This window comes from Rhizobium sp. NPDC092011, from assembly GCF_044756305.1.
Lineage (GTDB): Bacteria > Pseudomonadota > Alphaproteobacteria > Rhizobiales > Rhizobiaceae > Rhizobium.
Genome location: NZ_JBIVSO010000019.1, coordinates 50,840 through 76,609 on the forward strand (window position 1 = coordinate 50,840; position 25,770 = coordinate 76,609).

21 protein-coding genes are annotated in these 25,770 nt (G+C 59.2%); 5 read left to right on the forward strand and 16 right to left on the reverse strand.

Annotation, left to right across the window (positions count from 1 at the left end):
* Positions 1–3,136: 3,136 nt before the first annotated feature.
* Positions 3,137–4,540, reverse strand: coding sequence for a sensor histidine kinase (locus tag ACIQJ2_RS34495; RefSeq protein ID WP_400676592.1), 1,404 nt, complete (start codon positions 4,538–4,540; stop codon positions 3,137–3,139).
* Between the two features lie 471 nt (positions 4,541–5,011).
* Here ACIQJ2_RS34495 and ACIQJ2_RS34500 point away from each other — a divergent pair, with 471 nt between their 5' ends.
* Complete coding sequence (locus ACIQJ2_RS34500) at positions 5,012–5,512, forward strand: HIT family protein (protein WP_199151181.1); 501 nt, start codon at positions 5,012–5,014, stop codon at positions 5,510–5,512.
* A gap of 296 nt (positions 5,513–5,808) precedes the next feature.
* Here the strand turns inward: ACIQJ2_RS34500 and repC are convergent, their stop codons facing one another.
* From repC to repA, 3 genes are all read right to left on the reverse strand, one after another.
* Positions 5,809–7,044, reverse strand: a complete 1,236-nt coding sequence (repC, locus tag ACIQJ2_RS34505) for a plasmid replication protein RepC (RefSeq protein WP_400676590.1) — start codon at positions 7,042–7,044, stop codon at positions 5,809–5,811.
* A gap of 167 nt (positions 7,045–7,211) precedes the next feature.
* Positions 7,212–8,219 carry a plasmid partitioning protein RepB gene (gene repB, locus ACIQJ2_RS34510; RefSeq protein WP_400676588.1) on the reverse strand — a complete coding sequence of 336 codons (1,008 nt, stop codon included), beginning with the start codon at positions 8,217–8,219 and terminating at the stop codon, positions 7,212–7,214.
* 103 nt (positions 8,220–8,322) lie between these two features.
* Entirely contained in the window at positions 8,323–9,531 is a 1,209-nt protein-coding gene (repA, locus tag ACIQJ2_RS34515) for a plasmid partitioning protein RepA (protein WP_400676586.1), read from the reverse strand.
* A 285-nt stretch (positions 9,532–9,816) separates the two neighbouring features.
* On the opposite strand from repA, the gene ACIQJ2_RS34520 reads away from it, so the two are divergent.
* Positions 9,817–10,113, forward strand: a complete 297-nt coding sequence (locus ACIQJ2_RS34520; RefSeq protein WP_199151186.1) for an alkylphosphonate utilization protein — start codon at positions 9,817–9,819, stop codon at positions 10,111–10,113.
* Between the two features lie 337 nt (positions 10,114–10,450).
* Here the strand turns inward: ACIQJ2_RS34520 and ACIQJ2_RS34525 are convergent, their stop codons facing one another.
* From ACIQJ2_RS34525 to lepB, 12 genes are all read right to left on the reverse strand, one after another.
* Positions 10,451–11,185 carry an ATP-binding cassette domain-containing protein gene (locus ACIQJ2_RS34525; protein WP_199151187.1) on the reverse strand — a complete coding sequence of 245 codons (735 nt, stop codon included), beginning with the start codon at positions 11,183–11,185 and terminating at the stop codon, positions 10,451–10,453.
* Positions 11,186–11,196: 11 nt separating this feature from the next.
* Positions 11,197–12,396, reverse strand: coding sequence for an alanine racemase (locus ACIQJ2_RS34530; RefSeq protein ID WP_400676583.1), 1,200 nt, complete (start codon positions 12,394–12,396; stop codon positions 11,197–11,199).
* Positions 12,397–12,410: 14 nt separating this feature from the next.
* Positions 12,411–13,352, reverse strand: coding sequence for an ABC transporter permease (locus ACIQJ2_RS34535; RefSeq protein ID WP_400676581.1), 942 nt, complete (start codon positions 13,350–13,352; stop codon positions 12,411–12,413).
* 84 nt (positions 13,353–13,436) lie between these two features.
* Complete coding sequence (locus tag ACIQJ2_RS34540; RefSeq protein WP_400676579.1) at positions 13,437–14,501, reverse strand: substrate-binding domain-containing protein; 1,065 nt, start codon at positions 14,499–14,501, stop codon at positions 13,437–13,439.
* A gap of 62 nt (positions 14,502–14,563) precedes the next feature.
* Positions 14,564–15,628, reverse strand: coding sequence for a substrate-binding domain-containing protein (locus tag ACIQJ2_RS34545; RefSeq protein WP_400676577.1), 1,065 nt, complete (start codon positions 15,626–15,628; stop codon positions 14,564–14,566).
* Positions 15,629–15,666: 38 nt separating this feature from the next.
* Positions 15,667–16,923, reverse strand: coding sequence for a M20 family metallopeptidase (locus ACIQJ2_RS34550; RefSeq protein ID WP_400676575.1), 1,257 nt, complete (start codon positions 16,921–16,923; stop codon positions 15,667–15,669).
* Positions 16,920–18,134: an ROK family transcriptional regulator gene (locus ACIQJ2_RS34555; RefSeq protein ID WP_400676573.1), complete on the reverse strand. Its 1,215-nt coding sequence runs from the start codon at positions 18,132–18,134 to the stop codon at positions 16,920–16,922. The genes ACIQJ2_RS34550 and ACIQJ2_RS34555 overlap by 4 nt, the downstream gene beginning before the upstream one ends.
* Before the next feature lie 596 nt (positions 18,135–18,730).
* The gene (locus ACIQJ2_RS34560; RefSeq protein ID WP_400676571.1) at positions 18,731–19,750 is read right to left on the reverse strand and encodes a sulfate/molybdate ABC transporter ATP-binding protein; all 1,020 of its coding nucleotides are present in this window, start codon (positions 19,748–19,750) and stop codon (positions 18,731–18,733) included.
* On the reverse strand, positions 19,747–20,625 hold the full coding sequence (gene cysW, locus ACIQJ2_RS34565; protein WP_400676569.1) for a sulfate ABC transporter permease subunit CysW: 879 nt from the start codon (positions 20,623–20,625) through the stop codon (positions 19,747–19,749). The genes ACIQJ2_RS34560 and cysW overlap by 4 nt, the downstream gene beginning before the upstream one ends.
* 2 nt (positions 20,626–20,627) lie before the next feature.
* Entirely contained in the window at positions 20,628–21,449 is an 822-nt protein-coding gene (gene cysT / locus ACIQJ2_RS34570) for a sulfate ABC transporter permease subunit CysT (protein WP_400676567.1), read from the reverse strand.
* A gap of 79 nt (positions 21,450–21,528) precedes the next feature.
* The gene (gene cysP / locus ACIQJ2_RS34575; RefSeq protein ID WP_400676565.1) at positions 21,529–22,515 is read right to left on the reverse strand and encodes a thiosulfate ABC transporter substrate-binding protein CysP; all 987 of its coding nucleotides are present in this window, start codon (positions 22,513–22,515) and stop codon (positions 21,529–21,531) included.
* Between the two features lie 259 nt (positions 22,516–22,774).
* Positions 22,775–23,575 (reverse strand): signal peptidase I, encoded by an 801-nt coding sequence (gene lepB / locus ACIQJ2_RS34580; protein WP_400676563.1) that lies wholly within the window; start codon positions 23,573–23,575, stop codon positions 22,775–22,777.
* A 149-nt stretch (positions 23,576–23,724) separates the two neighbouring features.
* On the opposite strand from lepB, the gene ACIQJ2_RS34585 reads away from it, so the two are divergent.
* The 3 genes from ACIQJ2_RS34585 to ACIQJ2_RS34595 all read left to right on the forward strand — a co-directional run bounded on the left by ACIQJ2_RS34585 (position 23,725) and on the right by ACIQJ2_RS34595 (position 25,511).
* A complete protein-coding gene (locus tag ACIQJ2_RS34585) occupies positions 23,725–24,177 on the forward strand; it encodes a hypothetical protein (RefSeq protein ID WP_400676561.1) in 453 nt (150 codons plus the stop codon).
* A 12-nt stretch (positions 24,178–24,189) separates the two neighbouring features.
* The gene (locus ACIQJ2_RS34590; protein ID WP_400676559.1) at positions 24,190–24,396 is read left to right on the forward strand and encodes a hypothetical protein; all 207 of its coding nucleotides are present in this window, start codon (positions 24,190–24,192) and stop codon (positions 24,394–24,396) included.
* Between the two features lie 689 nt (positions 24,397–25,085).
* The gene (locus ACIQJ2_RS34595; protein ID WP_400676557.1) at positions 25,086–25,511 is read left to right on the forward strand and encodes a hypothetical protein; all 426 of its coding nucleotides are present in this window, start codon (positions 25,086–25,088) and stop codon (positions 25,509–25,511) included.
* The last annotated feature ends 259 nt before the right edge of the window (positions 25,512–25,770 follow it).

Genomic DNA, 25,770 nt, shown 5'->3' on the forward strand with positions numbered 1-25,770 from the left:
CGAAAACTTTGTTGGTCAGGCCGCCGGCGTTCAATGCGCACGTTGCTGGCAGACCGAGAAGGGCGAGCTTCTAGCCAATCAGGCCCAGGCGAACGAAGTCTGGTCGGACATTGAATTGGCTCCTGCCGACGTCGTCCAAGTTGAGGAAAGGTTTCGACTAAGTGTGGCTGCCCTCATCGATGCGGGGCTGCGACCGATCGAACCGATTTTGCCTGGCAAGACGCGCGGTGGCCCTACTAAGGAGTGGGCGCGTCGCGAAACGATGTTCTGGCGTTGATGTCCGGTAGTCGTGGCCCGACCCGCCAGAGCCGCGTGGCCCCTGCGACAATAGCTTCCGTACGCTGACGTGTAGACGCGCCCGGGATTGCAGTCCGGCGGCGATCTCCCATTTGGGAGATGCTGCGTTTGATGCGCTCTGCAACGGGGTTGCGCGAGTTCCTCAGCATGCGACTTGCATTCAAAGTGGCATCAAACGGCATATGGGAGCCTCCGTCGCGGGCGCCCACCAAGGTTCATGCGGGCGCCTATACAATGGCTGCCGGTCGGAGTCATCCTCTCCGGAGCTCATGAAGATGGCGGTCTAGTTGCCCCAACCCGGCCGGAGCCGCCCGCCGGGCGGCGGCGTGGCATTCGCCAGCAAAGCCTGCGTCACGACCGCCCTATGGGCTCAGAGGAAGGCTTGAGGAATACTCCGTTTGGGCTGCGTCGGGGTGTTCCTCCAGCCCGTAGATTTCTGACAAGGAAGTCGGTTCTGGCGGCCTTCCAGCGGGATCGGGCATGTGGGTGCCAATGACCTCACTTTAATGAAGCGCGCGATTGCCTGCTCCGCTTGAGTGCCCATGCGTCCGCGCCCGGACGCAGCTGGCCAACTGGGAAAGGTAACAACTGTTACCATCGCGTTCTCAAGACGTCTCGGCTTCCCTGACAGCCGGATCGAGATTGCGACTGCAAAGTGAGGCGAGGGTTCGGACGAAAGGAGATATCGGTCGGGAGTCTGTCCGTAGAATAGAGGCGCTGTCGCAGAATGGCGGAGTGGATCCCCGGGGGCAACGAGAGACCGTACGAGGATGCCTGTGGTAGCCTATACCCAGTTGCGGTACCTGAAACCTCATCCATCGACGAAATGGGGAGCGGGCCAGCATGCCGAGCAGCATTGGCGATATGAGGCCAACTGTGCGTGTATCGAATGATAACAGCAGGAGTGCGAGATCGCTCGTGGCAGAGACTCCAATGTTGAACACGTGGGCCTGTCGGCCTAAGGCGAAAGGCAGTACTCGCGGCTCGGACGAGCGAGCTGAGGGGCTCTGGCAACGCCCTGCAGTGTCAGGTTTGCGAAGGTTCGGCGTCTGGCATGTGGTGTAAGCCGCCGCTGTTGTCGCCTCCAATCTGCCGATTTGGCGAAGTCGCCGACGCTCAGCTGATTGGCAAGCCTAAGACCGAAGACCCTTGTCGGCCAAAGACGAGGTGTATGAGCCCGCAGTATTTGAGGTTCCGCGATCGCCTCTGGGCTAAATGCAAGGCAGTGGGAAGGGGGAGCCGATAGGCTATGATCGTTCGCAAGGGCTCCTGATGGGAGAAGAACACTCAGATCCACACTCGATCCGTCCTGTAGATCGCGGAGGTATATGGAGCTGCTATGGCAATCACAAAACCCACCATTCCCGACTTTGATGGTCGTCATGGCGCCGGCTGGCTGAAACCGGGTTCGTGAATCCGGGTGCCTTGGATCATATCGCCACCGCCGTTCCTACGATCGAACCATCGTCTGATTATGAAAGCTTTCCAGAGTTTGAGGAGGAAGTTGAGGGAGCCGAAGATCGATAGCGCGCGCAGATGCCGGGTGGCGAACTGCCAAGAGCCCATTACTCGTCCGGTTGCTGTCCTCCAGGCGGGCAGCAGCGCAATTTCGAATTAATGTCTCCTCCGCTCGGTTCCCGTCGTGGAACTGGTGTTCCGAAGGCGGCGAAGCGGCGACCGGTTTGCGAACGAACAAGGGGTCCAGATTCGACGGAGACCGATGACGAGTAGCCCTGTCGGCAGGAGCAAGCGTCTGGCGCCAAGTACGGATCAAGGGCGGGCAAACGTGGATCAGCAGCCGCCAGTTGGTCGCAGGAGACCGCATCCTGATAGAGGCGACGCCCACGGGCCCCTACGCACGGCTGTGTGTGCAGCGGGTGCCGGATTTGAAACCCGTCTACCATGAGGCAAGGAAGACTGGGCGCAGCGGGGATATCAGCGCGCAGGGGCGGCGATGATTGCGTGTGGGATGCCGCCTTGGTCGAATCCGCGATCCCACTCCGCGGGCGCGGTCGGCGATTAGCCCTGCCGCTGCGTGAGGTATTGTTCAGCAGCAACCGCAGACCCGGCAAAACCGAGAATGGGGACACCCTTAGGCACCGTCGCCTTCCTTGCTCGTCATCCGCTTTTTTGCCCGATAGTCTGTATCATTGGCCAATTTGATCAACGCAAAGCATGAAAGCGACCGTCAGGGACGTTGAAATGCGCTTGCCAGGAAATAGTGTCAGTCGCGGCGGCCATTGGCTCTCCCCCTGGCCTTGCCGGGCGCGCTTTATCGTCCAAAAACCGATGTATGGCAAACGGAAGTCAATCGTCGATTGATTTCTTTAACAGATAATTTTATTGCTTTTTCAAAACGATAGCCTGGGTTTGATATTCCCATGCAGGCATGCCCAGAGAGCAAGATAGGCCGATGGTGTCTTTAGCAATAGTGACGTCCGAATCTGCCTGTATCACCTTCTATCATAATCAGGAGGGCGACGCGAGGCGTCGCTCGGATCGCGTCGTGAAACGGTAGAGGTCAAGATTGCCGACACGAGCAGGGCCGGTGCGTTTGCCGCAATAGGCCTGACCCACATTTGGAAGTTGGAGCCGATTGCGTGGCAGAAGGAGAAGCTGAACTTTCAGCAAAGCTTGATCAGCCCCAACATGGCCTTATGGGAAAGTCCGACCATCCCGGCTCACCATGTCACCCAAGACTGGGCAGCATTTTCCAATTTCCAGGTCCGTAGCCGGGTAGCGATCGCGGCGAGGACATGGACTGATTCTTCGTCAAATCCATGAAGCTGGGATCCATTCGCTTTTCCAGTCTGGTTAGACCGCGCAGATCGTCGGGCGTCTAGCCAGCGTGAACAGCGCAGGCGGCCGGATCTCGGACGGCTGCCGGGAACAGCAGGCGTACGGTCAGCCCTCCCCTCTCCGTCTCCTCGAGCAGGACAGCTCCGCCATGTGCGTCCATGATCTGGCCGACGATGGCGAGCCCTAAACCCGTGCCCTCCCCTGCGCTACGCTTGCCGCGCACAAATGGCTGCAACACGGCCCCGCGCTCATCTGTCGGAATACCGGCCCCATAGTCGATCACACGGGCTTCGGCGGACGGTAGTACCTCCACGACGATCAGCTTCGTGCCGTCAGCGTGCCGAACGGCATTCAGGATCAGGTTCTCCAGCGCGACCCTGATCGCAGCCTCCGAACCGAGGATCAGGACCGGCCTTCCCGGCGCTCGCAATTCAATTTCGATATCGTGCTTTAGTGCCGTCGGCACGTGATCGGAGGCAACGACCTTGGCAAGTGCGGCAAGATCGATCTCGACCAAGGCGAGCGATTGACCAGAGAGGCGCGCCAGCTGCAGCAGAGTGGTCACGATGGAGCCGAGGCGCGCGGTATCGTGAATCAATCCGTCTCGCAGCTCGCCGCCCGGCACTTGCTCCACCTTCAGCCGCATCTTGGTCAGTGGGGTGCGCAACTCATGCGCAGCATTGGCGAGGAAGCTGCGTTGTGCCGTGAAAGCGGCGTCAATGCGGGTCAACGCCGTGTTGAAGGCAGCAACCATCGGCTTCAGCTCACTTGGCGTATCGGCGTCCGATATGCGACGGCCATTGGGCAGCCCGTCAATCTGCGCGGCGGATCGCACGACACGCTGCACTGGACTTGCGATCGTTCCCCGGACGATGACGATCGCGATCAATGTGGTGGCAACCAGAATGAGGCATAGCAGCGAGACCAAGCCCACTGGAGGGCCCGGTACAAAGGCGACCAGGACAGTTTCCCAATTTGAGAGGTCGATCCCGCCGACGGCAACAATCTTCAAACCGCGATCCTTGCTGATCGACCTGATGCCCAACATGTCGCGATTGCCTTGCCGGTAGCGGAACTCTGAATATTGAATTTCGCGGGGGGTCTGCTCGAACACGCGTCTGGCATCCGCGGGTTGGCTGCCTCGCGTAATCATTTGGAGGCCGTCTTCGATCACATACCAATATGTCGGCTGGGCCTCAGCCAACCTGACGACGTTTCTGGTAAGCTTCTGCCTGTCGAGCGTCAGATGGCCGTCGGCATCATAGATGATGGCCGCAGCCAACGTGCGTGAAAGCTCGTTTGTATTGATCTGCAGGCGGTCTTCCCCGCCTATGCTCAAAATAACAATGAGCGTGAGCAGCGTGCCCAGCAGCATCACGATGGCCATGCCGACGATCAGCAAAGCAGCCACAGGAAAGGCGATCGACCGATGCGCATTTTTCATTTCAGGGCCCGTTCGTCGTCAATGTCGCGGGCGCTCTTGATGACGAGCCGCCAAATCGTTTCGCTGGTGCCAGTCTGTGGTTGCCACATTACCGCAATGTTACGAGGCGGGTGTCGAATAAACTTTACGCAGATACCCGATTGCGGCGGTATTGCCTCGGTATTGGCATCGGATATCCGCCCGCCACGATTGCTGAGGGATCAATCGCTCCCTATCGAGGTGCTTGACAGGCATGCCGATATCGAGCTCAGCTTCGCTGGCAAGAAGGGGCATATCAACGGGCTACCCCTCCCCTGTGAAATGGGATCGACCGCGTGATATCTCGACGCGGAACGCTCATTTTTCGGCTTGTTGGCCCACCGAACCTATGGAACAGCGCCCTTTTCAACAAGCTTGACGGCATTCTTGCCATCTTGAAGCGCCTGTCCAGCGTGGCCATTGCTTCTGGCCCCTGGGTTGATAGCTTTGGGCATGGCCCAGGTTCATCGCATCCCGCAGCAGTTCCAGATCACCGAGACCGAAGGATGGTTGGTGAACCACCGCATCAACTCAGCCCTGCCAGGCTATCTCATGGTTAGCTCGAAAATTTTCACCAACGATCTGAGCGCGCTTTCGTCTAACGCCCTTTGTGAACTTGGCCCACTTCTCGCGAGGCTTCAAAGTGTCTTGAAATCCGTCCTCGGTAGCGAGAGGGTTTATATGGGACGCTATGGCCATACGCCGGGCTATCCGATCCATTTTCATGTCATTCCGATATACGGGTGGGTCGAGGACCTGTTCTGGAGCGACGCCCGGTATCGGCTTCTTGATACTTTTGCGGCCGGGCCGGGAGAGACTGCGACGGACGGGGCGGAGATGACCCTGTTTGTGTGGCGTGAATTTTGCGAGCGGGCAGATCCGCCGCCAATCGTCGGTCCTTCCGTCTCCGAGGTCATAGCGCTTCTACGCGAGAAGCTTCCGGCGGCCGGATGATGGTAAAGTAACAGCGATCGCGCTTGAGACGCGTGCATGGAAGGTTCTTTGAAATTTCGCGTGCGACCACTCTTCGATCTTCACTCCTTCAGACCATGCGCCTCTCTCCTCGCTTGCCGTCGGCCATCAACAGGTTGCCTCGCACACGGACGTCGACGCAACACCCGCATGTAGATATAGTCTTTCCAACGGCTTAGCACGTTGTCAGCTGACAACAATGAGGCGTCCCTTCGCCGGCGATCTGCCGTGTTGCCTCGCGCTGGCGGATCAAATCGGAATTCGCATGATGTCAAAGCCTATGACGTTTGCGGCTCGGCGATTGGCTTCGACTGCATTTCCCTTTTGCGCGTTCGCAGCAGGGCGGTGATCATTGGTACCAGCGAAAACTCACCCCTGCCGGCTCTGGTAGTCAGGTCGTGCAAATAGGCGCCCGGCGAGTTTATCTGCTCGCTTCGCTCCAGTATGCACGCAATCATCGTCGCAGCATTTTCCGCACCCACAATATCGCACGCGGATTGATAGGCGGATGTGGTGATGCCGAGCATGGATCGGACAATGATGCTGGCGTCCACGAGTTCTCGCCAACTCTTCACCCCTTGCCTTGGGCCATACCCGATGATCTGAGGGCAGGCCCGTAGAACGAGTTCCAATGGGAGTGCTTTCAGAGGCGGCGTGGCCCGGAAGCATGTATGGTCGGGCCGTCGGTTCATCGCGACCTGCCCAACTTGTTCAGATTCATTTGGATATTCTGGTTTTGAATCCTGTAAGTGGCGCTCATTGTGAGCATCACTGGTGCCCGCATTTCCGGTATTGTCCAATTGTTGCAAGCGGTTGAGGAGTTCCTCCTGGAGAAGAGCGAGGTCGTGCAGAGTTGTCAGGACCTCATCCATGCGGGGAGATCGTGTCATCCGGCTTAGGATGGAGGTATAGGCCTCCTCGAAAGCAAGCCAATCTCCGGGTATTCCCTCGCAGATTGCTGCGGAGATCAATTTCCGCAGGTTCCGCCTGCAGATGGTAAGATCTTCCTTGGCACGGCGAAACGCCGTGCGATCGCTTGCGACCTGCTGTGCGAGCAGGGCCAGTTCGTCTGATCGCGCAAGCAGCGGCGAAAGATCGAAGCCGAATGCGGTTCCGATCTCTCCGACCCTGTCTCTGCGTGCATAGCGCTTGCCGTTTGCGCTGTCCTTGCGGATGATTAACCCGGTCTTGACCAGCAGTGCGAGGTGGCGGCGCAAGGTCGCTCCCGCCATGCCGTGTGCTCGCCGCGCCAGTAGCGCATTGGAAGGAAAGACGATCAGCCGGCTGCCTTGGCGAAGTTCATTTTCCGGGTGGAAGCTCAGCAAGGCATGAAGCACGGCGAGCGTGCGGTCCTGCAGGCCCAGGCGCTCGTGAGCTTCTGACGCGTCGCGAAACACCTTCCATTTATCGACGGACCTTCCCGGCTCGATGCGCCCGGCTGCGGCTTGACGCGTCAGCGAGGCAAGCGTCATCGCCCGCCGCCCGAATGGCGTCGTTACATGTTCACTTTCCATTGTCTTTCACCTTTTGATCGGCAAAAGAAATCCGTTCACCAAAGCGGCGCCAAAGACTCTTGACTGCGATTCATGGAAATGCGATTCTCGGGCTGCTTAGACCAATGAGAGAGGCTTCCAGGACGGCGACGTTTAGGGGGCCTTTTTCTTTTGCACGGTTTCCTTTTCTATTCTTCCAACGACGATTTATCTTTGTTGAAGTTCTCATAGAGAGCGGGCAGTTGGCTCATCAGGAATGCGGCGAAGGTTTCGTCACGCTCCCTGCTGATCTGGATATTGCAATGCTTTGCGGACAGCGACAATTTCGCGATCTCAAAACCTGTTGAGGCTCGGGCGATGAGCGGTGCCACTGCCGCCACTTTCGACGCTTTGTCCGAGGCCTTCAGTGTCCGGATAACAGCCGCAAATCGATCATCGGAACCTTTATGTGCAAAGGTCTTATCGGTCGTGGCTTTGCGAACCTTCGCCTCTGATTGCCCCTCCTTAAGCAAATCGGCCAATTCCTGCCATCGTCCGCGGCCGACCTTCGGAGCTCGCCCGATTGCCACGACGATCCATTCCGGTACGCCCTCTGCAACAGCAATGAGCTTGGACACCTCGGCCCTGTCCACGGAGAGGGCGGATTGGATCAGGGGGCGCTGGAAACCGGCCGTTTCGAGCTTGCGGGCGAAGGCTGCGCGCTCGATAAAGCTGAGATCTTCACGTGCAGAGTTTTCTATGCCCTGAGCAACCACGAGCCGATCGTTATCCAGCTCACGAACGTGGGCCTTGACAGCGATGCCGAGCTCGGACGCTGCACGGAGTCGCCGATGACCATAGGCGATTTGGTATCGTCCAGGTTCAGTCGGATGCGGCCGCACCAGGATCGGCATCTCCTGTCCGTGCTCAGCCATGGAAGCCTTGAGTGCGTCGATGGCCGTCGTATCGCGGTCTGCGAAACGATCGGCAAAGGGAGACGGATCGATCAAGAGCGGGTTCAGTTCTACGGGGAGGGCGCCTTCGGCAATCGTTTGCTTCAACGCTTCATATTCGCGCTCGACCTCGGAAAACGTGTCCTGTAACGAGCGGACGGCTCCGGAGGTTACGCGCTGCACAGCGGCGCGGCTTTCGCTCTGTTGGCTTTCCTCGGCCCCAGCCGCAAAGAGAGAGCGGATCGACTGTGTGCGCTTGCTCATGGCTGGGTCCCTTTCATCTGCGTGCCAATAAAGCCAGCCGCCTTGGGCATGTTGTCTGCAGACAACGTGTTAAGCCGTTGTTTTTCATGGATATGTATCATTGCTACCTACCCCACACGCCATTGATCAGACCGATGGCTTCGCGATTGACCGCGCTGATCGATTCCATGGCTCGATCGTAGGTCGACCGACCGACAGCACCTCGCGACAGCTCGTAGAGCGACTGCTTGGTCAGGCCGGCATTGGCGATCGCCGTCGATTTCCAGGCCGCCGCGGCCATGACATCGGTCGAGAACACGTCACGCAACAATGCGACGATCTCCTGTTCGGGGACATCGCGCGGATCATGCCGGGTGACGAGGAACCGCAGAAAATCATAATCGAGCCGGCCACCTGCCTCTTCGATGACGGACACCAGGTCGGATGTCATCAACAGAAACTGGCTCATGGAGGCAACATCAACCATCTGCGGGTGAACGGTGACGATCATGCCGGTTGCGGCATTCAGCGCGCCCATCGTCAGGAAGCCAAGCTGCGGCGGACAATCCAACACGACGACGTCAAAGTCGTCGGCAACCTGTTCGATGGCGCCTGCGACGCGCCGGAAGAAGAGATCGCCCGGCCGCCCCCGGTTTTGCAGCATGTAACGCGGTGTCTGATGCTCGAATTCCATCAGCTCCAGGTTCCCCGGGACGATGCTGATGCCCGTAAAATAGGTTGGTTGCACGATGTCCTTCATCGCCACACGATCGTCGTCGTAGCGCAGTGCGCCGTAGAGCGTCGCGTTTTCAGCCACATCGAATTCGGGTTGATAGCCAAACATGGCGGAAAGCGAAGCCTGAGGATCGAGATCGATCGCCAGAACGCGATACCCCTGCAGGGCCAGGCCTTGGGCCAGATATACCGAGGTCGTCGTCTTTGCCGAGCCGCCCTTGAAATTGGCGACGGTTATGATTTGCAGTTTTTCGCCATCGCGGCGCCGGGGCCAGAAGCGCACGGCGTCCTTTGGTCTGGTGTTTGCGAGATATTGGCGCAGCTCATTGATCTGCTTAAGCGTATAAGATCGCCGGCCACCGGTTCCAAGAGCGGGCGAGGGGCCAAGTCCGTCGAGGGAGAGTTGGCGAAGATAGCCGTCCGATACGCCGACAATCTCTGCGACTTCGCCCGACGTGAATGATCGGAGCGATTTTTGCGCCACCGGAGGGAAGGCCCGCTCTCCGACCGCGCGCAATCGCGTGGATAGCGCTTCCGCGCGCTGGGTAATATGCGCGGAGGTCGATGCCCGATTGAGGTTTGCATCAATCACGTTCAAGGTAGCCTCTGCTTTCAGACGGTTTATTGGCGTCAGACGCGCTCTTTCCGTCTCAAGCTAAGCCATGATTCTAGAGTCGCCGCAAGGAAAATAGGGTTAATGCGCCCTAAACGCGGCGGTTCGGGTGAGAATATGGCCAATCGCGGCAGGGCGCCGTCTCAAATCTCGATTGCCGAGGTTTACGCAGGCGCCTCCGCCCGGTAGAGGCTTGGCGACATGATCCGTCGCTGGTGACGCCAGGCGGCCGCGCGGATTGCGGACCATAAGAACGCGAGAAATGATGATATGAGCGACGACGATTACATCTATGACGAAGCAACCGGCGAATGGCGTCCCGCATCGGAGATGGCTCTGGAACGGGCAAAGGCCGCTGAGGTTCGGGATGCTTCAGGCAATGTTCTCGCCGACGGCGATTCCGTCGTGCTGGTCAAGGACCTCAAGGTCAAGGGCGCGGGCCAGACGCTGAAGCAGGGGACGGTCATCCGTTCGATCCGGCTCACCGAAAATCCGGAGGAGATCGACTGCCGTCACGATGCGATCAAGGGGCTGGTCTTGCGCACCGAATTCGTGCGCAAGCGCTGATCCGCACCTCGGCTCACGAGGAATTCTGGCGTTGTGTCAGTGCGAGCCCGCAGGATATTGTTCGCCGGCAAATGAACGGTTTCGATGGAATGAGCAAGCGGAACCGATCAGCCTTGCTCCGCTCGCTAAACCCGAGTGAGCCTTCCAACCATACGGCATTGCGAGCAGCTGAAGATCGGGGTGCTTAAAGGATGAAGCGCCACCCGGTCACCGAGGCAGATCGCCGGTCGAATGAGGCCGGCGCCTCATCCGATGTCGGTGGAGATGATCTATATGTTCATATTCGGCCTGCGGCCATGTTCTGAAGCTCTGGCGCCATCCGAGCACAACGATGCCGTTAAACGCCCGTGATCATCGAAACAATTTCGTTCTTGTCCGTTTCGGACGTTTTGCGAATGCCGATCTGCTTTCCCCGACGAAGCACGCAGATGCGATCCGACAGCTTGAAGACCTGATCGAGACTGTGGCTGATGATCAGGACGCCGATATTGCGAGATTTTAGCGATTGCACGATCGCTTCGACCTTGGCGGTTTCGGCAACGCCAAGCGCCGCTGTCGGCTCATCAAGCAAGATGAGCTTCTTTGCCCAGCGCGTCGCACGGGCAATCGCGACGCCTTGGCGCTGGCCACCGGAAAGATCCTTGATCGTCGCATGTGCCGAGGGGATGCGGACATCGAGTTCCTGCACCAGTTTCTCGGTTTCGGCGATCATGGTTTTGCGATCGAGCAATCCGAGGCCATTGGTCAGCTCACGTCCGAGAAACATGTTCATATAGACGGTCTGCTGATCGGCCAGAGCCAGATCCTGGTAGACGACCTCGATACCGTGCGACCGCGCCATGGTCGCACTCGACATGGTGACGGTATCGCCCTCGATGGTGATCGTCCCCGAAGAGGGCGCATAGACGCCGGAAATGATCTTGATCAGCGTCGACTTGCCGGCGCCATTGTCGCCGACAAGCGCGACGATCTCTCCGGGATGGATATCGAGCGAAAAATTCTCGATTGCCACCACGGCGTCGAAATTCTTCTTGATGTCCTTGAGCTCGAGGACGGGTGCCGAAGCGTTCATCTTGGATACTCCTATACCGGCCACGATTCGGCTTCGCCGAAGCTATTCTCGATGGTTTCGACTTTGGGTTGGCCCTTGGAAATCCCGGAGACACCGACAACATAGGCGCGGGTGACGAAGGCCTGGCCGCGAAAGCCGAACACGGCGGTGTCGCCGGGCTTTGGCGCCTTGGGGCCGGTGGCATCGATCATCGCGTAATAGTCGATCATCGACGGAGGCGGGATCTCTACGCTCCGCAGCGCTGTCGCCGCAACCGTCGGCTCGTCTGCGACAATGGCCTTGACGTCATAATCCGAAAAGATCGGATCGATGTAGAAGCCGCCGCCGAGGCAATAGGCCTTGCCGCCGGACAGATGCGATACTTCGGTGAGATAGCAGACAGCGGGCAATTCCGGCAGGTCCTCGACGACGTGCAGCGCCGTCGTCCCATGCAGGCCGTTGCCCGGCTCGCATTGGGTCGCGCCGGCATCGGCAAGCGCCTGCAGCAGGACCGAGGACGTCGTCCCCGGCGCATTGACCTCGATATCTCGCCGACCAGCCCTTGCCAGTTCCTCGGCCGCCTTGGTCAGCGTCGCGAGATTGTGGGTCGGAATGACCTTGCGTGTCTCGTGATCGAAAAGCAGCGCCGGGAAGGTGGTGATGCCGGCAAAGCGACCGCCGTCCAGGCGATCGAAGCTGTCAGCGACCTTGGCGATATCGGCAGCGTCAAAACCGCCTTCATGACCGCGGTAGAAGGTATCGCCTTCGGCTCTGATACGGGCAAGCAGATCTTGCGTATAAGCTGCCTCCTTGGCGCCGGCGGCAGCTTCGGCCGCCTTTTCGTCGTTGAAGACGGTCCAGTAATCGGGACGGAAGCGCGCGGCTGCCGCTTTCGCCTCGTGGCGAGCCACCTGCTGCAGATGACCGAGATGACCGACCTTGAGACCGGCACGATGCGTCGCCCGGGCGCAAGCCATGTCGACCGCGACGGAGCGATCAATCCCGCCGCGCATGACGGCATGGGCAAAGGAGCTCGCACGGCCGACCTGCTTGGTCATCGCGAAGATCTTCAGCCCCAATCGGTCGGCTTCCGTCTTCAGGACACGCGCATTGGCCTCAACCGTATCGAGATCGAGCACGTAGGAATTGGCGGGGATCCGGCCCTCGCGATGCAGCGCGATTGCTGCCTCGATGAATTTCGGATTGCGGCGGCGAAGCACATCAAGAAACATTGGAAAACCCCTCTTCAGCGCTGCTTTTCGCGCAGCGACACGGCGACCGCCGCAAGAATAATGAAACCGCGGACGATCATCTGGTCGGACACCGAAAGTCCCATGAGGATCAGGCCGTTATTGAGCATTCCCATCATCAGCGAGCCGACAAGTGCGCCGACGATCGAGCCCTTGCCGCCGTTCAGCAGCGTGCCGCCAACGATGACGGCGGCAATGACCGTCATCAGATCGGTTTCGCCGAGCGTGTATTTGGCGGCCTGCAGGCGGCCGGCGTAGAGCAGCCCGGCAAGACCGGCGAGACCGCCGCTCAACATCATGACCGTCAGGCGAATGCGTGCCACCTTGATACCGGAAACGCTGGCCGCGCGGGCATTGTCACCCACCGCAAGCACATGCGCCCCGAAGCGGGTTTCACGATAGATGACATGGCCGACGATGATCGCGAGGACAGTCCACCAGATCAGCGACGGAATGCCGAATAGCGCTCCTGAGCCGAAGAAGCCGGTGAACATCTCATCGGTCACGGGTACCGAGCGGAGATTGGTCAGCGACCGGGCGACACCTGCAAAGAGTCCCATGGTCGCGAGCGTGACGAGAAAGGACGGCAGTCGCACATAGGCAACCAGGATGCCATTGGCAAAGCCGATCGCCAGGCCGGCGCCCAATCCGGCGAGAATTCCGGGCACCATGCCATAGTTTCCGATGACGACGGCAGCCGTCAATGCCGATACAGCAACGATCGAGCCAATGGAGAGGTCGATCTCGCCCGCCGACAACACGAACACCAGTCCGATCGCCATGATCGTCACAGGTGCGGTCTGCAGGACGATATTGGAAAGGTTCCGGGCCGTCAGAAAGCCGCTGTCCTTCAGCACGACGGCGAAGAACAGGAAGATTGCGACGAAGCCGAAATAGACGACATACTGTTGAAGATTGATGCGGCTTTTCATGGGCATGGCCGTTGCGCCTGTTTTACTAGCGATAGACAAATCGGTTCTTCCGAGCGGGATGAAACGGCAGGACAAGCCTGCCGCCATGCATTAGTTCAAAGCGGCGGCAATGCTTGCCGGCACATCCTTGTGAAGCGATTTCTGCCAGCCTTCCTTGACGCCATCCTTGGTAACGGCGAGTGAATCGACCACCAGGAATGGAGCTGCCTGCTTGCCGACCAGCGATCCGGCGGTCGCCCGCGCTGCGGTTACGCCGATATTGTAGGCCTCGTCTGCAACCAGCGCCGCAACATTGCCGCCCTTGACCATATCGAGAGCTGCCGGTTCGTTGAGGTCGAGCGCAACGATCTTCGTATGGGTGTTGCCCGCGGCGCGCAGCGTCGAAAGCACGCTAAGCGCAGGCTCTGCCCAGGTGACATAGATGCCGTCGAGGTCCGGATGCTGCGTCACGAGCGCCTGGGCGATCTCCTCGGCACGCGCCGGATCGGCCATGCCCTGCTCCGCGACGATCTTCATGTCAGGATAGTCCTGCTCGATGGTCTTCTTGAAGGCCTGGTCGCGCTGGTTGGTCACATAGAAATCGGCATCGTGGAAGATATAGCCGACCTTGCCCTTCTTCCCCAGGGCTGTCGCCATCGCGACGCCGGCCTTCTGCCCCATCTGGAAAAGATCATCGGAGACGATGGTCACGTAATCCTTGCCCTGCACATAGCCGGCAGGCGAATTGTCGACGAAACCGAGCTTGACGCCGGCCTTGAGTGCCGGATCATAGACATTGGCCGCAGTTGCGGGATCGACAGGCAGCGACAGGATGATCGATGGCTTCTTGGCAAGCACGGTCTCGATGTCGGATTTCTGCCGCGCAGCGTCGAAGCCGGCATTGGTCTCGGCGATCACCTCGATGCCCAGACGCTTGAATTCGTCTCGAGCACCGGCATTGACGGCCGTCGTATATTCGCTCATCTCGTGCCAGACGAGGGCTGCGGAGAAATGACCGTCTTTGATCTTCTGTTCTTCAGCAGGCGTTAGGCTGTAGCTGGCAGCCGGTGCAGGCTTTTCACCGTGCGGACCGGATGTCTGGCCGTCGGCCGCAAAGGCAGGGCTAGAGACGAAGGCTGCTGCAAGGCTGAGTGCAGCAATGGAAAACATGCGCATCGGGTTACTCCGAAAAAAATGTGCCGAGGAGCCGGCGGCGACGGTGCCGCCGGCCGATGCAATCACTTTGCAGCGTCGAGAACCGACTGCGGCGCATCGCGATTGAGTGAGTCCTTCCAACCCTCGGCGACATTGGCCTTGGTTACGGTCAGGGCAGGCGCCACGATGAATGGGGGCGTCTTTTCGCCGATCAGCGACTTCATTCCGGCTGCAGCCATAACGCGGCCAAGCTCATAGGCCTTGTCGGCGACGATCGCGGTGACATTGCCCCCCTTGACCATGTCGAGGCCGACTGGCTCCGAAAGGTCGAGCGTGACGATCTTGGTGTGCTTATTACCGGCGCCGCGCAGGGCGGCCAGAACGCCGTCGGCCGGCTCCGCCCAGGTCACGTAGATGCCATCGAGATCGGGATGCTGCAGGAGCATGGCGTTCGCAAGTTCTTCCGCGCGAGCCGGATCGGAAATCCCCTGCTCGGCGACGATCTTGATATCGGGATAATCCTTCTCGATCGTCGATTTGAAAGCCTGGTCACGCTGGTTGGTCACATAATAGGTCGCGTCGTGGAAGATGTAACCGACCTTGCCCTTCTTGCCGATGGCCGCCGCAAGAGCGTCCGCTGCCTGCTTGCCCATCTGGAAGAGGTCGTCGGTCGCAATCGCGGCATAATCGACGTCGTACTTGTAGCCTGCCGGCACATTGGAGAGGAAGACGAGCTTGGTGCCATCCTTCACCGCCTGCCGGAACGCTTCCGCTGAGGTGGTGGGATCGAGTGGCAATGCCAAAATGACGTTCGGCTTGGCGGCGAGTGCGGTTTCGATGTCGCTACGCTGCTTGGCCGCGTCAAAGCCGGCATCCGTGGTGACGGCTATGTCTACGCCAGCCTTGGCAAATTCGTCCTTGGCACCGGCTGAAACGGCGCTGGTGAAATCCGACGACGTGTGCCAGAGCAAGGCCGCCTTGTAGCCTTTGCCCTTGAGCTTGGCGAGATCCGCATCGGAGAGCTTGACTTCGGCGCTCTTCGTGGCGGTTTCGCCTGACGGCCCGACAGTCTCGGCCTGTGCAAGCATGGGTGCGGCAATCAAGGCGCTGGCTAGAAGCGCTGCACTTAACATTTTCCTCATTAGCATCGTCACGTTCCCTTTTTACTTTGTTGATTCTACTCTCTTTATTCCGCCACGCCGCAATAGCGCGCCATGAAGCTGGCGACGGCGACTATTCCAGCGAGGTATTCGTCAATCTCGACATGTTCTTCGAATGTGTGGCAGTTGCGGATGTCGCCCGGCGCGCAATAGACGGCCGGAATGGCAAGCCGGTTGACGAAGAACGGTGTTTCCGACCAGAACGGTGCGCCTTGAAGCTCGCCGCGACCAGCCATTGCCTGGGCGACAGAGGCGCAGAGCATCGACACCGCAGGCATATCCGGATCGATCTCGGCTGCCGAACCGCCAATCCTGTGGTCGCGGCCGGCCGGATAGCTAATCGCCACCTTGATGTCGGGATCAGTGATTGCACCCCGAATGACCGCCTCCATCTCCGTCGCTGCATCGTCGAGGGATTCACCGGGAAGCAGTTTGCGGATCAGCGACAGCGTGCACTCCTCGGGCACGGCAATGAAGCCGCCACCGGTAAGCCCAGTAATCAACAGGAAGCCGCGTCCGATCAGCGGATGCTCTGCTCGCGCCGAGATTTCGTCGGAATGATTCCATAGCGCCGACATGACGGCATGGCTTGCCTTCAGCGCATCCTTGCCAAGCTCCGGCACGCCGAAATAGGCCGATTTGCCTGTTATGGTGATGTCGGCGATGAAAAAGCCGATCTGGGCGGGATAGACCGTAAGACGGGTTGGCTCGGTGTAGACGACAAAATCCGGCCTGGCGACTTCGCCGACCTCGATGCGAGCGACATAATCCTTCACGCCGGCGGAAACGCCCGTGCCGGGCTGACCACTTTCCTCGTCGCCGACATAAGCGAAAGCAAGGTCACCCTTGAGCTTGATGCCGGCTCTGTCGAGGAGCGATAGAGCCGCCAGCGACGTGCAGATACCGGCTTTGAGATCGCCGGAGCCGCGTCCCCATATCTGTCCGTCGATGACAGGCGCACCGAACGGATCCTCGCGCTCGGTGCCAGCCCAATGCTCCCGCCATCCATCGACATGCACCGTGTCGGTATGGCCGATAAACTGCAGCCGCTTGCCACCACCAGCCCCCTTGCGCTCGCCCCAGACATTGGGCCGGCCGGGGAGAAACTCGGCTGTGCGCACATTCTCGATCGCGCGCGACTGCATCTCCGCGTGGAGCAGCGAGACAAAATTGGCTTCATTGCCGGTAATGCTCTCGCGACCGATTGCGGCGCGCAGCAGCGCGATCGCATCGTCACGGTCGAGCGCCGCGGCAAGCCGCTCGGTGAGGTCATCAGCAATCATCGCGCGGCCTCCTTAAAGGACACTGTTTCGGCCGGCGGCAAAGACATCCGGCTGTCGGGCGCATCAGCGCCAAAAAGTGCATTGTGCAGATGGCTCAGCCCGATCGCCGTTGCCCCGACGATTGCCGCACGCGCGCCAAGCACGCTCGTCTCGACCTCGACCGGATAGGGAAAGCATTGCGGCAGGAACTTCCGCACCCGCACGACCAACTCTTCGCGCAGACCGATCGAGCCACCGAGGATGACCTTCTGCGGATTGGCGATTGCAGCGATCGCGGCAATGCCCTGTGCCAGAAGTCTGGCCGTCTCGTCGAGGACTGTTGCCGCCTTCTCATCGCCGGTCGCAGCCTTTTCGAAGATCTCCGGAACGGTGGCTGCCTCGCCGACCAGCCTGCGATAACGCTCGATGATACCGAACGAGGCAACAACGCGCTCGTAGGCACCCGTGCGCAAGGATTCCGGATCGAAGGGATCTGCGCCGAACGGCAAGAAGCCCAGTTCGCCCGCGGCATTGCCAACGCCGCGCACAAGTTGGCCGTTGACCATCAGGCCGCCGCCGATACCGGTGCCGACGGCGATGTAGGCGAGATTGTCGATCCCCTGGCCCTGACCAAGCCAGTTTTCGCCGATGACGCAAAGATTGACGTCATTTTCAAGGGTGACATCGAAACCGAGTGCCTTCTCGAGCGCCGACGCGACATCCATATCCTGAATACCGGGAATGTTCGGCGCCATGAGGATGCGGCCGGTCGACTGTTCAGGCGCACCGGGCGCCCCCACCACGGCCATGCGGATTTTGCCGCGGGGAATGTTCTGTCGTGCAGCAGCCTGCCAGCAGAGCGCCGCAATCTGGTCGACGACGAACTGGCCACCCCGGCGATCGGTGGGAGCCACTTCCTCGGCAAAGACGTGGCAGGCGAGATCGGCGATTGCGACACGCACCTTGGTGCCGCCGAGATCGACGGCCGCGATATAGGCCGCGTCTGGAATGAGCTCATAGGTGACGGCGGTGCGGCCGATGTGGCCCGACGTTCGGCCGGTCTCTCTAATCCAGCCTTCCAGCTCAAGCTGACGGACAATCTCGGAGATTGTCTGCTTGGATAGGTCCGTCTGCTTGGAAATCGAAGCGCGCGAAATCGGCCCGCCCTGGACGATCGCTTCCATGACGGCACGCTGGGAGAACTTTCTGGAGATGCGCTGGGTATCGCTCACGATGTCCTCAATTAATTCGTTCTATCACCGAACTAAATCATGAGAAGAACCGCCAGTCAAGCACCGCGTTCGAGCTGATTGTCGGATCGCCGGCCCTTTTCGAGGGTAGGACGTATGATGAGCCCGCCTTCGGTAAAGAGGGGCCTCCATCACGAATTCAATCTCGACCGTCGGTGTGGGCAGGAATGGCAGTTGCGTCTCAGGCCGGCCCAGGAGGCGAGGCGCGATATCAGATCCGTGCCATTCGGCAGTCGAGGCGGAAGTTCCGGTCCATGCCGGCATGGTCTAAATCGCTCAGCGAGCCTGTTCCTGCGCGGAGAGTTCGATGGGCAGACAAATAGTCAAACCTCCTGCCTCTCGTTTTCGACGATGTCGTCGGCTCGTTTCCATCAGCCCTTCAGTCCGATCGAGGTGTCGAAACCTGCTCCGTTCACTCCGCCCGTCCGAAGGGTGTGACCGCGGGCAAGTGATCAGGTCTGCTTGGCTGCGCTCGTCATCGATTGAAACATCCATCCGTGTCGCCGGCAAAATGCGCCTGGTTCCGGATGGCCGGGCATCGACGGATGCTTGCGACCAAACCACGGCAGCATTCGTCCTTATGCAGGAAAAACCTTGGCCCTGCGGAACTGGACAAAACCATTCTCGCCGGCTTCGATTGCTCTCTCCGGCTCGACGTCGAATTCCAGCTGTTCCTCATTTCTGGTCGTCACCAAGACGCGGCGCCCATCGACCCGGTCAAGGACCCGGCCAACATGGGCAGGGATCCCGGGCCCTTCGTTGGACCAGATCAGATCGGCTGGGCGAGCATGGATCTCCGCTTTGCCGTTGGGCAGGCCAGATGCCTCAATCGCCACGTCGCCAACATGCGCCGTACCGTTCCGGACATCGGCCGCAATGACATTGGTGTCGCCGAGAAAGCGCATGACGAACGCTGATTTCGGATCTCGGCACACCTCGCCAGGTGTGCCCTGCTGAACGATCTGACCATCTTTGAGAACAACCACGCGGTCGGCGAGATCAAGCGCTTCCTCCTGATCGTGCGTCACGAACAGCGTCGTGATCCCGAGTTCGGAATGAATTTCCCGTAGCCAGCGACGAAGATCACGGCGAACATTGGCATCAAGCGCTCCGAACGGCTCGTCGAGCAGCAGAACCTTGGGATCGACCGCCAGGGCACGGGCAAGGGCTACGCGTTGCCGCTGGCCGCCGGAGATTTGCGCCGGGAAGCGGTCGCCAAGTCCGTCGAGCCGAACGAGGCGCAATAGCTCGGCGACCCGCGCGTCGACCGCTGCCTTTTCGCGCTTCACCTTGGAGACCTTCAGCCCGAAGGCGATGTTCTGTGCGATCGTCATGTGCGGGAAGAGCGCGTAGTGCTGGAACACGAAGCCGACGCCGCGGTCGCGAACCGGAATGTCGGTCGCATCCTGCTCACCGAAATAGATGTGGCCGCCATCGGCATATTCGAGGCCGGCGACCATGCGCAGGATCGTGGTCTTGCCGGAACCGGATGGTCCGAGCAATGCGACGAGCTCGCCGCTGTCGATCGTCAGCGACACGTTTCGCACCGCCCGAAAGGTCTCGAAGGTTTTGACAACATGTTCGAGGCGAATTTTCATGATGTTTTCTCTGCGGAATTGACAACTGCACGAGCACGGCCGGCGCCCTGACGCTCCAGCGCTACCTTGGCAATGATGGTGAAGACGGCGATGATCGCGAGGATGGAGGCGGCGGCGAATGCGCCTGCTGCCTGGTAATCATGGTAGAGCAGTTCGATATGCAGCGGCAAGGTGTTGGTCTCGCCGCGAATATTGCCCGACACGACCGAGACTGCCCCGAACTCTCCCATGACGCGCGCATTGCAAAGCACGACGCCATAGAGCAGCGCCCATTTTATGTTCGGCAGAGTGACAGCAAAAAAGGTGCGCCAGCCGGATGCTCCAAGCGAGGTCGCAGCCTCCTCGAGATCGCGACCCTGCGCCTGCATGAGCGGGATCAGCTCGCGCGCGACGAAGGGTGCGGTGACGAACATCGAGGCGAGAACAATGCCGGGAACGGCGAAGAGGATCTTGATCCCATGATCTTCCAGCGTTGGACCCAATATGCCCTGCAGGCCATAGACGAAGAGATAGGCGACACCCGCAACGATCGGCGACACCGAGAAGGGTATTTCGATCACGACAAGCAGAAGCCGCTTGCCCCTGAAGTCGAACTTGGTGATCGCCCAGGCCGCAGCGATGCCGAAAACCGTGTTGACGGGAACAGCAATCAGCGCCGTTAGCACCGTCAGAATGACAGCGCTGATGGTATCGGGATGAGTGATGGCTGCAAGATAGACCTGCCACCCCTTGGAAAAGGCTTCGACAGCGATGACGATGAGCGGAGCCAGAATGAGGAGGCCCGCAAAAATCAGCACGATGGCGATCAGGCAGCGTCGAAAGACCGGTTGATCGCCGACGCGTGGCGGCTTTCGGCGTGTTTGGGCAATGCTCATGGCTAGTTCCTCACCGTGTAGCGCAGCGCGCGCGCCTGTAGCCAATTGGTGACTGCGAGCATGACGAAAGCGGCGAGAAGCAGGACGGAAGCGATAGCGGCGGCGGACACGTAATCATATTCCTCCAGCCGGATGAAAATCAGCAGTGAGGTGATCTCTGTCGACATGGGCTGATTGCCGGCGATGAAGATGATCGCGCCGAATTCGCCGAGGCAGCGGGCGAAAGAAAGCGATATGCCGGCAAGGAGGGCTGGCGCCAGCAACGGCAGGATCACCTTGCGGAAAATCTCCCAGTCGGAGCCACCCAGTGATTGTGCCGCCTCCTCCAATGCCGGGTCGAGATCCTCCAAGACAGGCTGCACCGTGCGTACGATGAAGGGCAGCGAGGTGAAGCACATGGCGATGGCGATGCCCAGCGGAGTATACGCGACCTTGATGCCGATCTGGCTCAGCAGGGAGCCGAACCAGCCGTTGGGGGCAAACAAGGCCGTCAACGAGATGCCCGCAACGGCCGTCGGCAGAGCGAAAGGCAGGTCGACCATCGCATCCAAGACGCGCCTGCCGGGAAATCGGTACCGGGTCAGGACCCAAGCAAGCGCCAAGCCGAAGAAGAGATTGACGACGGTTGCCCCGAAAGCCGAAGAAACCGTAACGCGATAGCTCGCAAGCGCGCGCGGAGACGAGACGACACGCCAGTAGTCCTCGAAGCCCAGGCTTCCCGTTTTAAAGACAAGCGCTGCCAGCGGCAGAACGACGATAAGCCCCACGTAAAAAAGGGTGACACCGAGCGACAGCGGCAATCCCGGAAGGATGTTCCGTTTCAACCTGCTACTTCCTTTTATGGCAAAGCCCGGCAGGACCGAGGTCCGCCGGGCGATATCAAAAGCGAATTCCAATCAGGAGCTAGCGGCTGCCATAAAGCTTGTCGAGCGTACCGCCCGAGGCAAAATGTTCCTTCTGGACCTTTTCCCAGCCACCGAAGACATCGTCGACCTTGACCAGGCGAATATCGGGGAATTGGCCCTTCACCTCGGCCGCGACCTTTTCATTGTTAACCCGATTGCCGAATGCGGCGGCAATCCGCTGGCCCTCTTCGCTATAGAGGAAGTCCAGATAGGACTTGGCGAGCGCCTCGGTGCCGTGCTTTTGAGCGACCTTGTCAACGACAGCGACCGGAAACTCCGCGAGCAGGCTCACCGAGGGAATGACGCTTTCGACCTTGTCCTTGCCATATTGCTTGGCGATGCCGCGGGTCTCCGCCTCAAACGTGATCAGCACGTCGCCGGTCTCACGCTCGACGAATGTGGTCGTGGCAGCACGGCCGCCGGTATCGAAGACCGGAACATTGTTGAAGATCTTGGTGATGTAGGCCTCGATCTTTCCCTGATCGCCTTTGTAGGCTTCTTTCGCCCAGGCATAGGCGGCAAGATAGGTATAGCGGGAATTGCCCGATGTTTTCGGGTTGGGGAAAACGGCGTGGACATCGTCACGTGCAAGATCGCCCCAATCCTTGATATTCTTCGGATTGCCGGCGCGCACCAGGAATGACGGGAAGGAATAGAAGGGAGAGGCATTGTTCGGGAAGGCCTTTGTCCAGTCCTTCGACACAAATCCGTTCTTGGCGAGGAAATCGATGTCCGTCGACTGATTGAAGGTCACGACATCAGCCCCCAGTCCTTCGACGATGGAGCGGGCCTGCTTGGATGTCCCGGCATGCGATTGATCGATGCTGAAACCGGGATGCTGCTTGATGAAAGCCTCGTTCTCGGCGGCAAAGAGCTCGCGGGAAACATCGTAGGAGGCGTTCAGCAGCTTCGTCGGCTGCTGCGCCAATGTCGGGCCGGCAAGAAGGGCGGCAAAGGCGGTGCCGAGGATAAGTAGGCGGATCATGCATGTCTCCGGTCATTTATGTCACGCGGGAAACTACCGATACGTGCATCGGATCGCGAGGAACCCTGCACCCTACTTGCGCCCAATCTTAGAAATTTTGTCCACTATCTGCCATATTTCGCGCGGCACGTGCCGTGGCCGGACATTCCTTGCCTGACATCTCGCTCGTCGCCCGCGCTATGGCGCTTGTGTGTATGACCCCGCCCGTCTGGTCGAAGCGTTGGAGGTGGTTCCCATTTGGGTTAGGCCCGATCGCTCATCAGCGGATAAGCTTCAAGAAGCGCTCAAGGCGTATTGCCGAAGACCATTCCCAGACCTTCAGCGCTGAAGCGCTCGTATCGTTTGGATCTGAACCTATCGAGAAATAGATAATCTGAGCCTTGCCGAGGAAATTCTCAAACGGCACAGACCCGATGATGCGGGAATCGTTGGAGTTGTCACGGTTGTCGCCCATCATGAAATATTGGCCCGAGGGAACGACGAATTCCGGCGTATTGTCGTATTCACCTGCGTCGCCATCAACCTCGATCACGTCGTGTTTGACGCCATTTGGCAGCGTCTCGATATATCGAGGCGCGGAAAAGACCTGACCCGATGCGTCTTTGGTCGGGAACGTACCATCAGCTTCGCGCGGTGCCATGATGCCATTGATGAACAGGCGCCCACCTTTCATCTGAATGCGATCTCCAGGCAGGCCGATCACTCGTTTGATCAAATCGGTAGACGCGTCCGATGGCAGTTTGAACACAGCGACATCACCTCGGCTGGGCGCGAACGACCACAGGCGCCCGGTCGGCAGGTAGTCGGAGATAAATGGCACGGAAAAGCGCGACCAACCGTAGCTGAACTTCGACACCACCACGTAGTCACCAACAAACAATGTGGGCATCAGCGAGCCCGACGGGATGTTGAAGGGCTGGAACAACACGGTACGGATAACAAGAGCGATGAGCAGGGACTGCAGGATAGTCTTGATCGTCTCGCCAAGCCTCCAGTTGCTGGATGACCTCTTGCTGGAACCGGTGTCTGAGGTGTTGAAGCGTCGGCTTGGTGCGTTCATCTCTATTCATCCCTTCTCCGCCTCTTTCAAGGGGGCTGCAGGGATAGAATGGGTGTCCAAGAAAAGTGCCGCAAATCCAAAAAAAGTGTAGCTAGCGATCTGCATGTTCTGTCGCTAGATTCTCGGCATTGCCAGTCTAGGAGCCGACCGTGACACCGATGCAGGGCTTGGGCAAGTTTTCCAGCGCGTGGTCCAAGATCGCCACGGAGTTGCTCAGTGAAAGGCCATGGGACTTTACGAAAAAGGCAGGTCCTTCAGGACCAAGCCGCGTTATCGGCGATATTGAAGTAGGAGCCACATTTGCCGCGTTGGCCGTCACAGCCATGGAGCAATCAAATGGGCGTATTGACCGCACCGAAATTTGGAAGGACTGGGCAGAGGCTGAGCTAGAGGCGCACGGCTTGTCTCTGCAAGGCTTAAAACGTCTCGACAAAGAGAAGGGCCTTACCGTTCATAGCAGCACTGCCAAGCGCATCAAGAAGGCGCTCGATGTTGCCCTGACTGCGCTCGTACACTTCGGGCTCTTCGAAAAGGGCCCGCACAATACCTATGTTCTCACGGCTTCCGGCCGCGCCCGTCTCGCAGAACTCAATAAGGACTGAAGGAGCACTCCAATGGGAAAATTAACTCTGGCCTTCCTTGCCGTTGTGCTCGCCATTTTTGCGGCGCAGGCCGTATTTCCGACGACAACTGCAAATGCCGTTCCCGCCATTTGGGTCGCCAGGGTCGTGAGCGAGCGCGAGATTGCTCCCGAACCACCCCGCGGGGGTATCTCCAGGCAGGTTATCGGTCCTCGCGATACTCCTTCCGTGAAGCCATAAGAGCCCCGCGAGCGCGTTGAACGCTGAGCGTAGTGCTGCATTCGATACTGGTTGGGATCGGGGGCACATCGTTCCGGTGGTCAGCTCGTACCATGGCGCCTGCGCCAACGCCTCACGCAGCGGCTGCTGCCCGGCTTCCTGCAAAAGGACGTCCCGATAGGCTGCCTCCTGCAGATAGGCTGAGTGCAATCCCTGCGCCGAAAACGCCTCCGGGTCTAAACCACCTGCCTGCAACGCGCCCTGAGGATCAGGTTGACCGACTGCGATGCCGGCGCTTGGTGATCCACTTTGCCCCATTGGGCAAAACGACGAAAAATGGGGCCGTCTTCGATCACGGTCATCTCGATCCATTGCCTGATGCTTTGATGAGCCGGCCGATCGGATTGGCAAGCGACCTGATTTCCGATGCCTTATGTCAACCTTTGACCAATTGGCTTTCCCTCGACTTAAAACATTGCGCTCTTCTTGGGAGTTCCATCCATGCGCTGGGCGTCCAGGCGTTGATCTTGGCAGGTCATGTATTCGTTAAACCTGATCGGCCCGATGCGAAAATCCCTTAATGCAGGCAGGCTGGCTTTGGCGCCGGCAAAAAAAGCATCGAATCATCGTCAATAAGTTCGAAACAACTTGCGCGCATATTGACAACGACTTTGTAAAGTCGACAAATTTACGCACCCGAGGATTTAACCATGGCTGATGACACAAATATGCCACCTGTAGCGGAGATTGCGTCCGCCGATGCATCTTCGAAGCCAAAAGCAAAAAGAACGCGCGCGCCTCGCAAGCCCAAAGCCGTCGCGGAGGCGGTTGCCGATGCTGCGGTGAGTGCTCCGGTAAAGAGGACGCGCGGTCCAGGCAAGAAAGCTGCCGCCGTCGCCGCACCTTCGACCACGTCGCCGGCCGCTAAGGTATCTGTCGCCGCCAAGAAAGCTGCTCCGGCCAAACCTCAGCGCGCGAAAAGAGTTCCGCGGCAGGCTGAGAAAGTTTCTCACGATGCGGATGGCTTCGCGGATCTTCTCAAGCTCGAAGAAGAAAACCAGAAGCTGCGCAAGGCACTGTCCGAAAAGCTTCGCACAGAGAACGCTGATCTGCGCAAAAAGCTCGGTATGGCCTGATAGCAATCAGGTCCCCTGGAGCAGTGATTTAGCGCCACTTCACCACTAATGACCGGGCTCGCATTGCAAGCCTGGTCTCCCGCTCGATACTATAGGGCAAGGAAAACGAGTCGGGAGTAGGGTGATGAGATCGCCGTGGCAGCTAATCAAGAGCCTTGCGTCGCGTCGAAAGGCGGAAGACGTCATTGAATCCGAGGATCAGGTTGTGCCGCCCCCTGACCCTAGCGGGCAGCGGGTCTCGCATGACCCTGCCCCACAG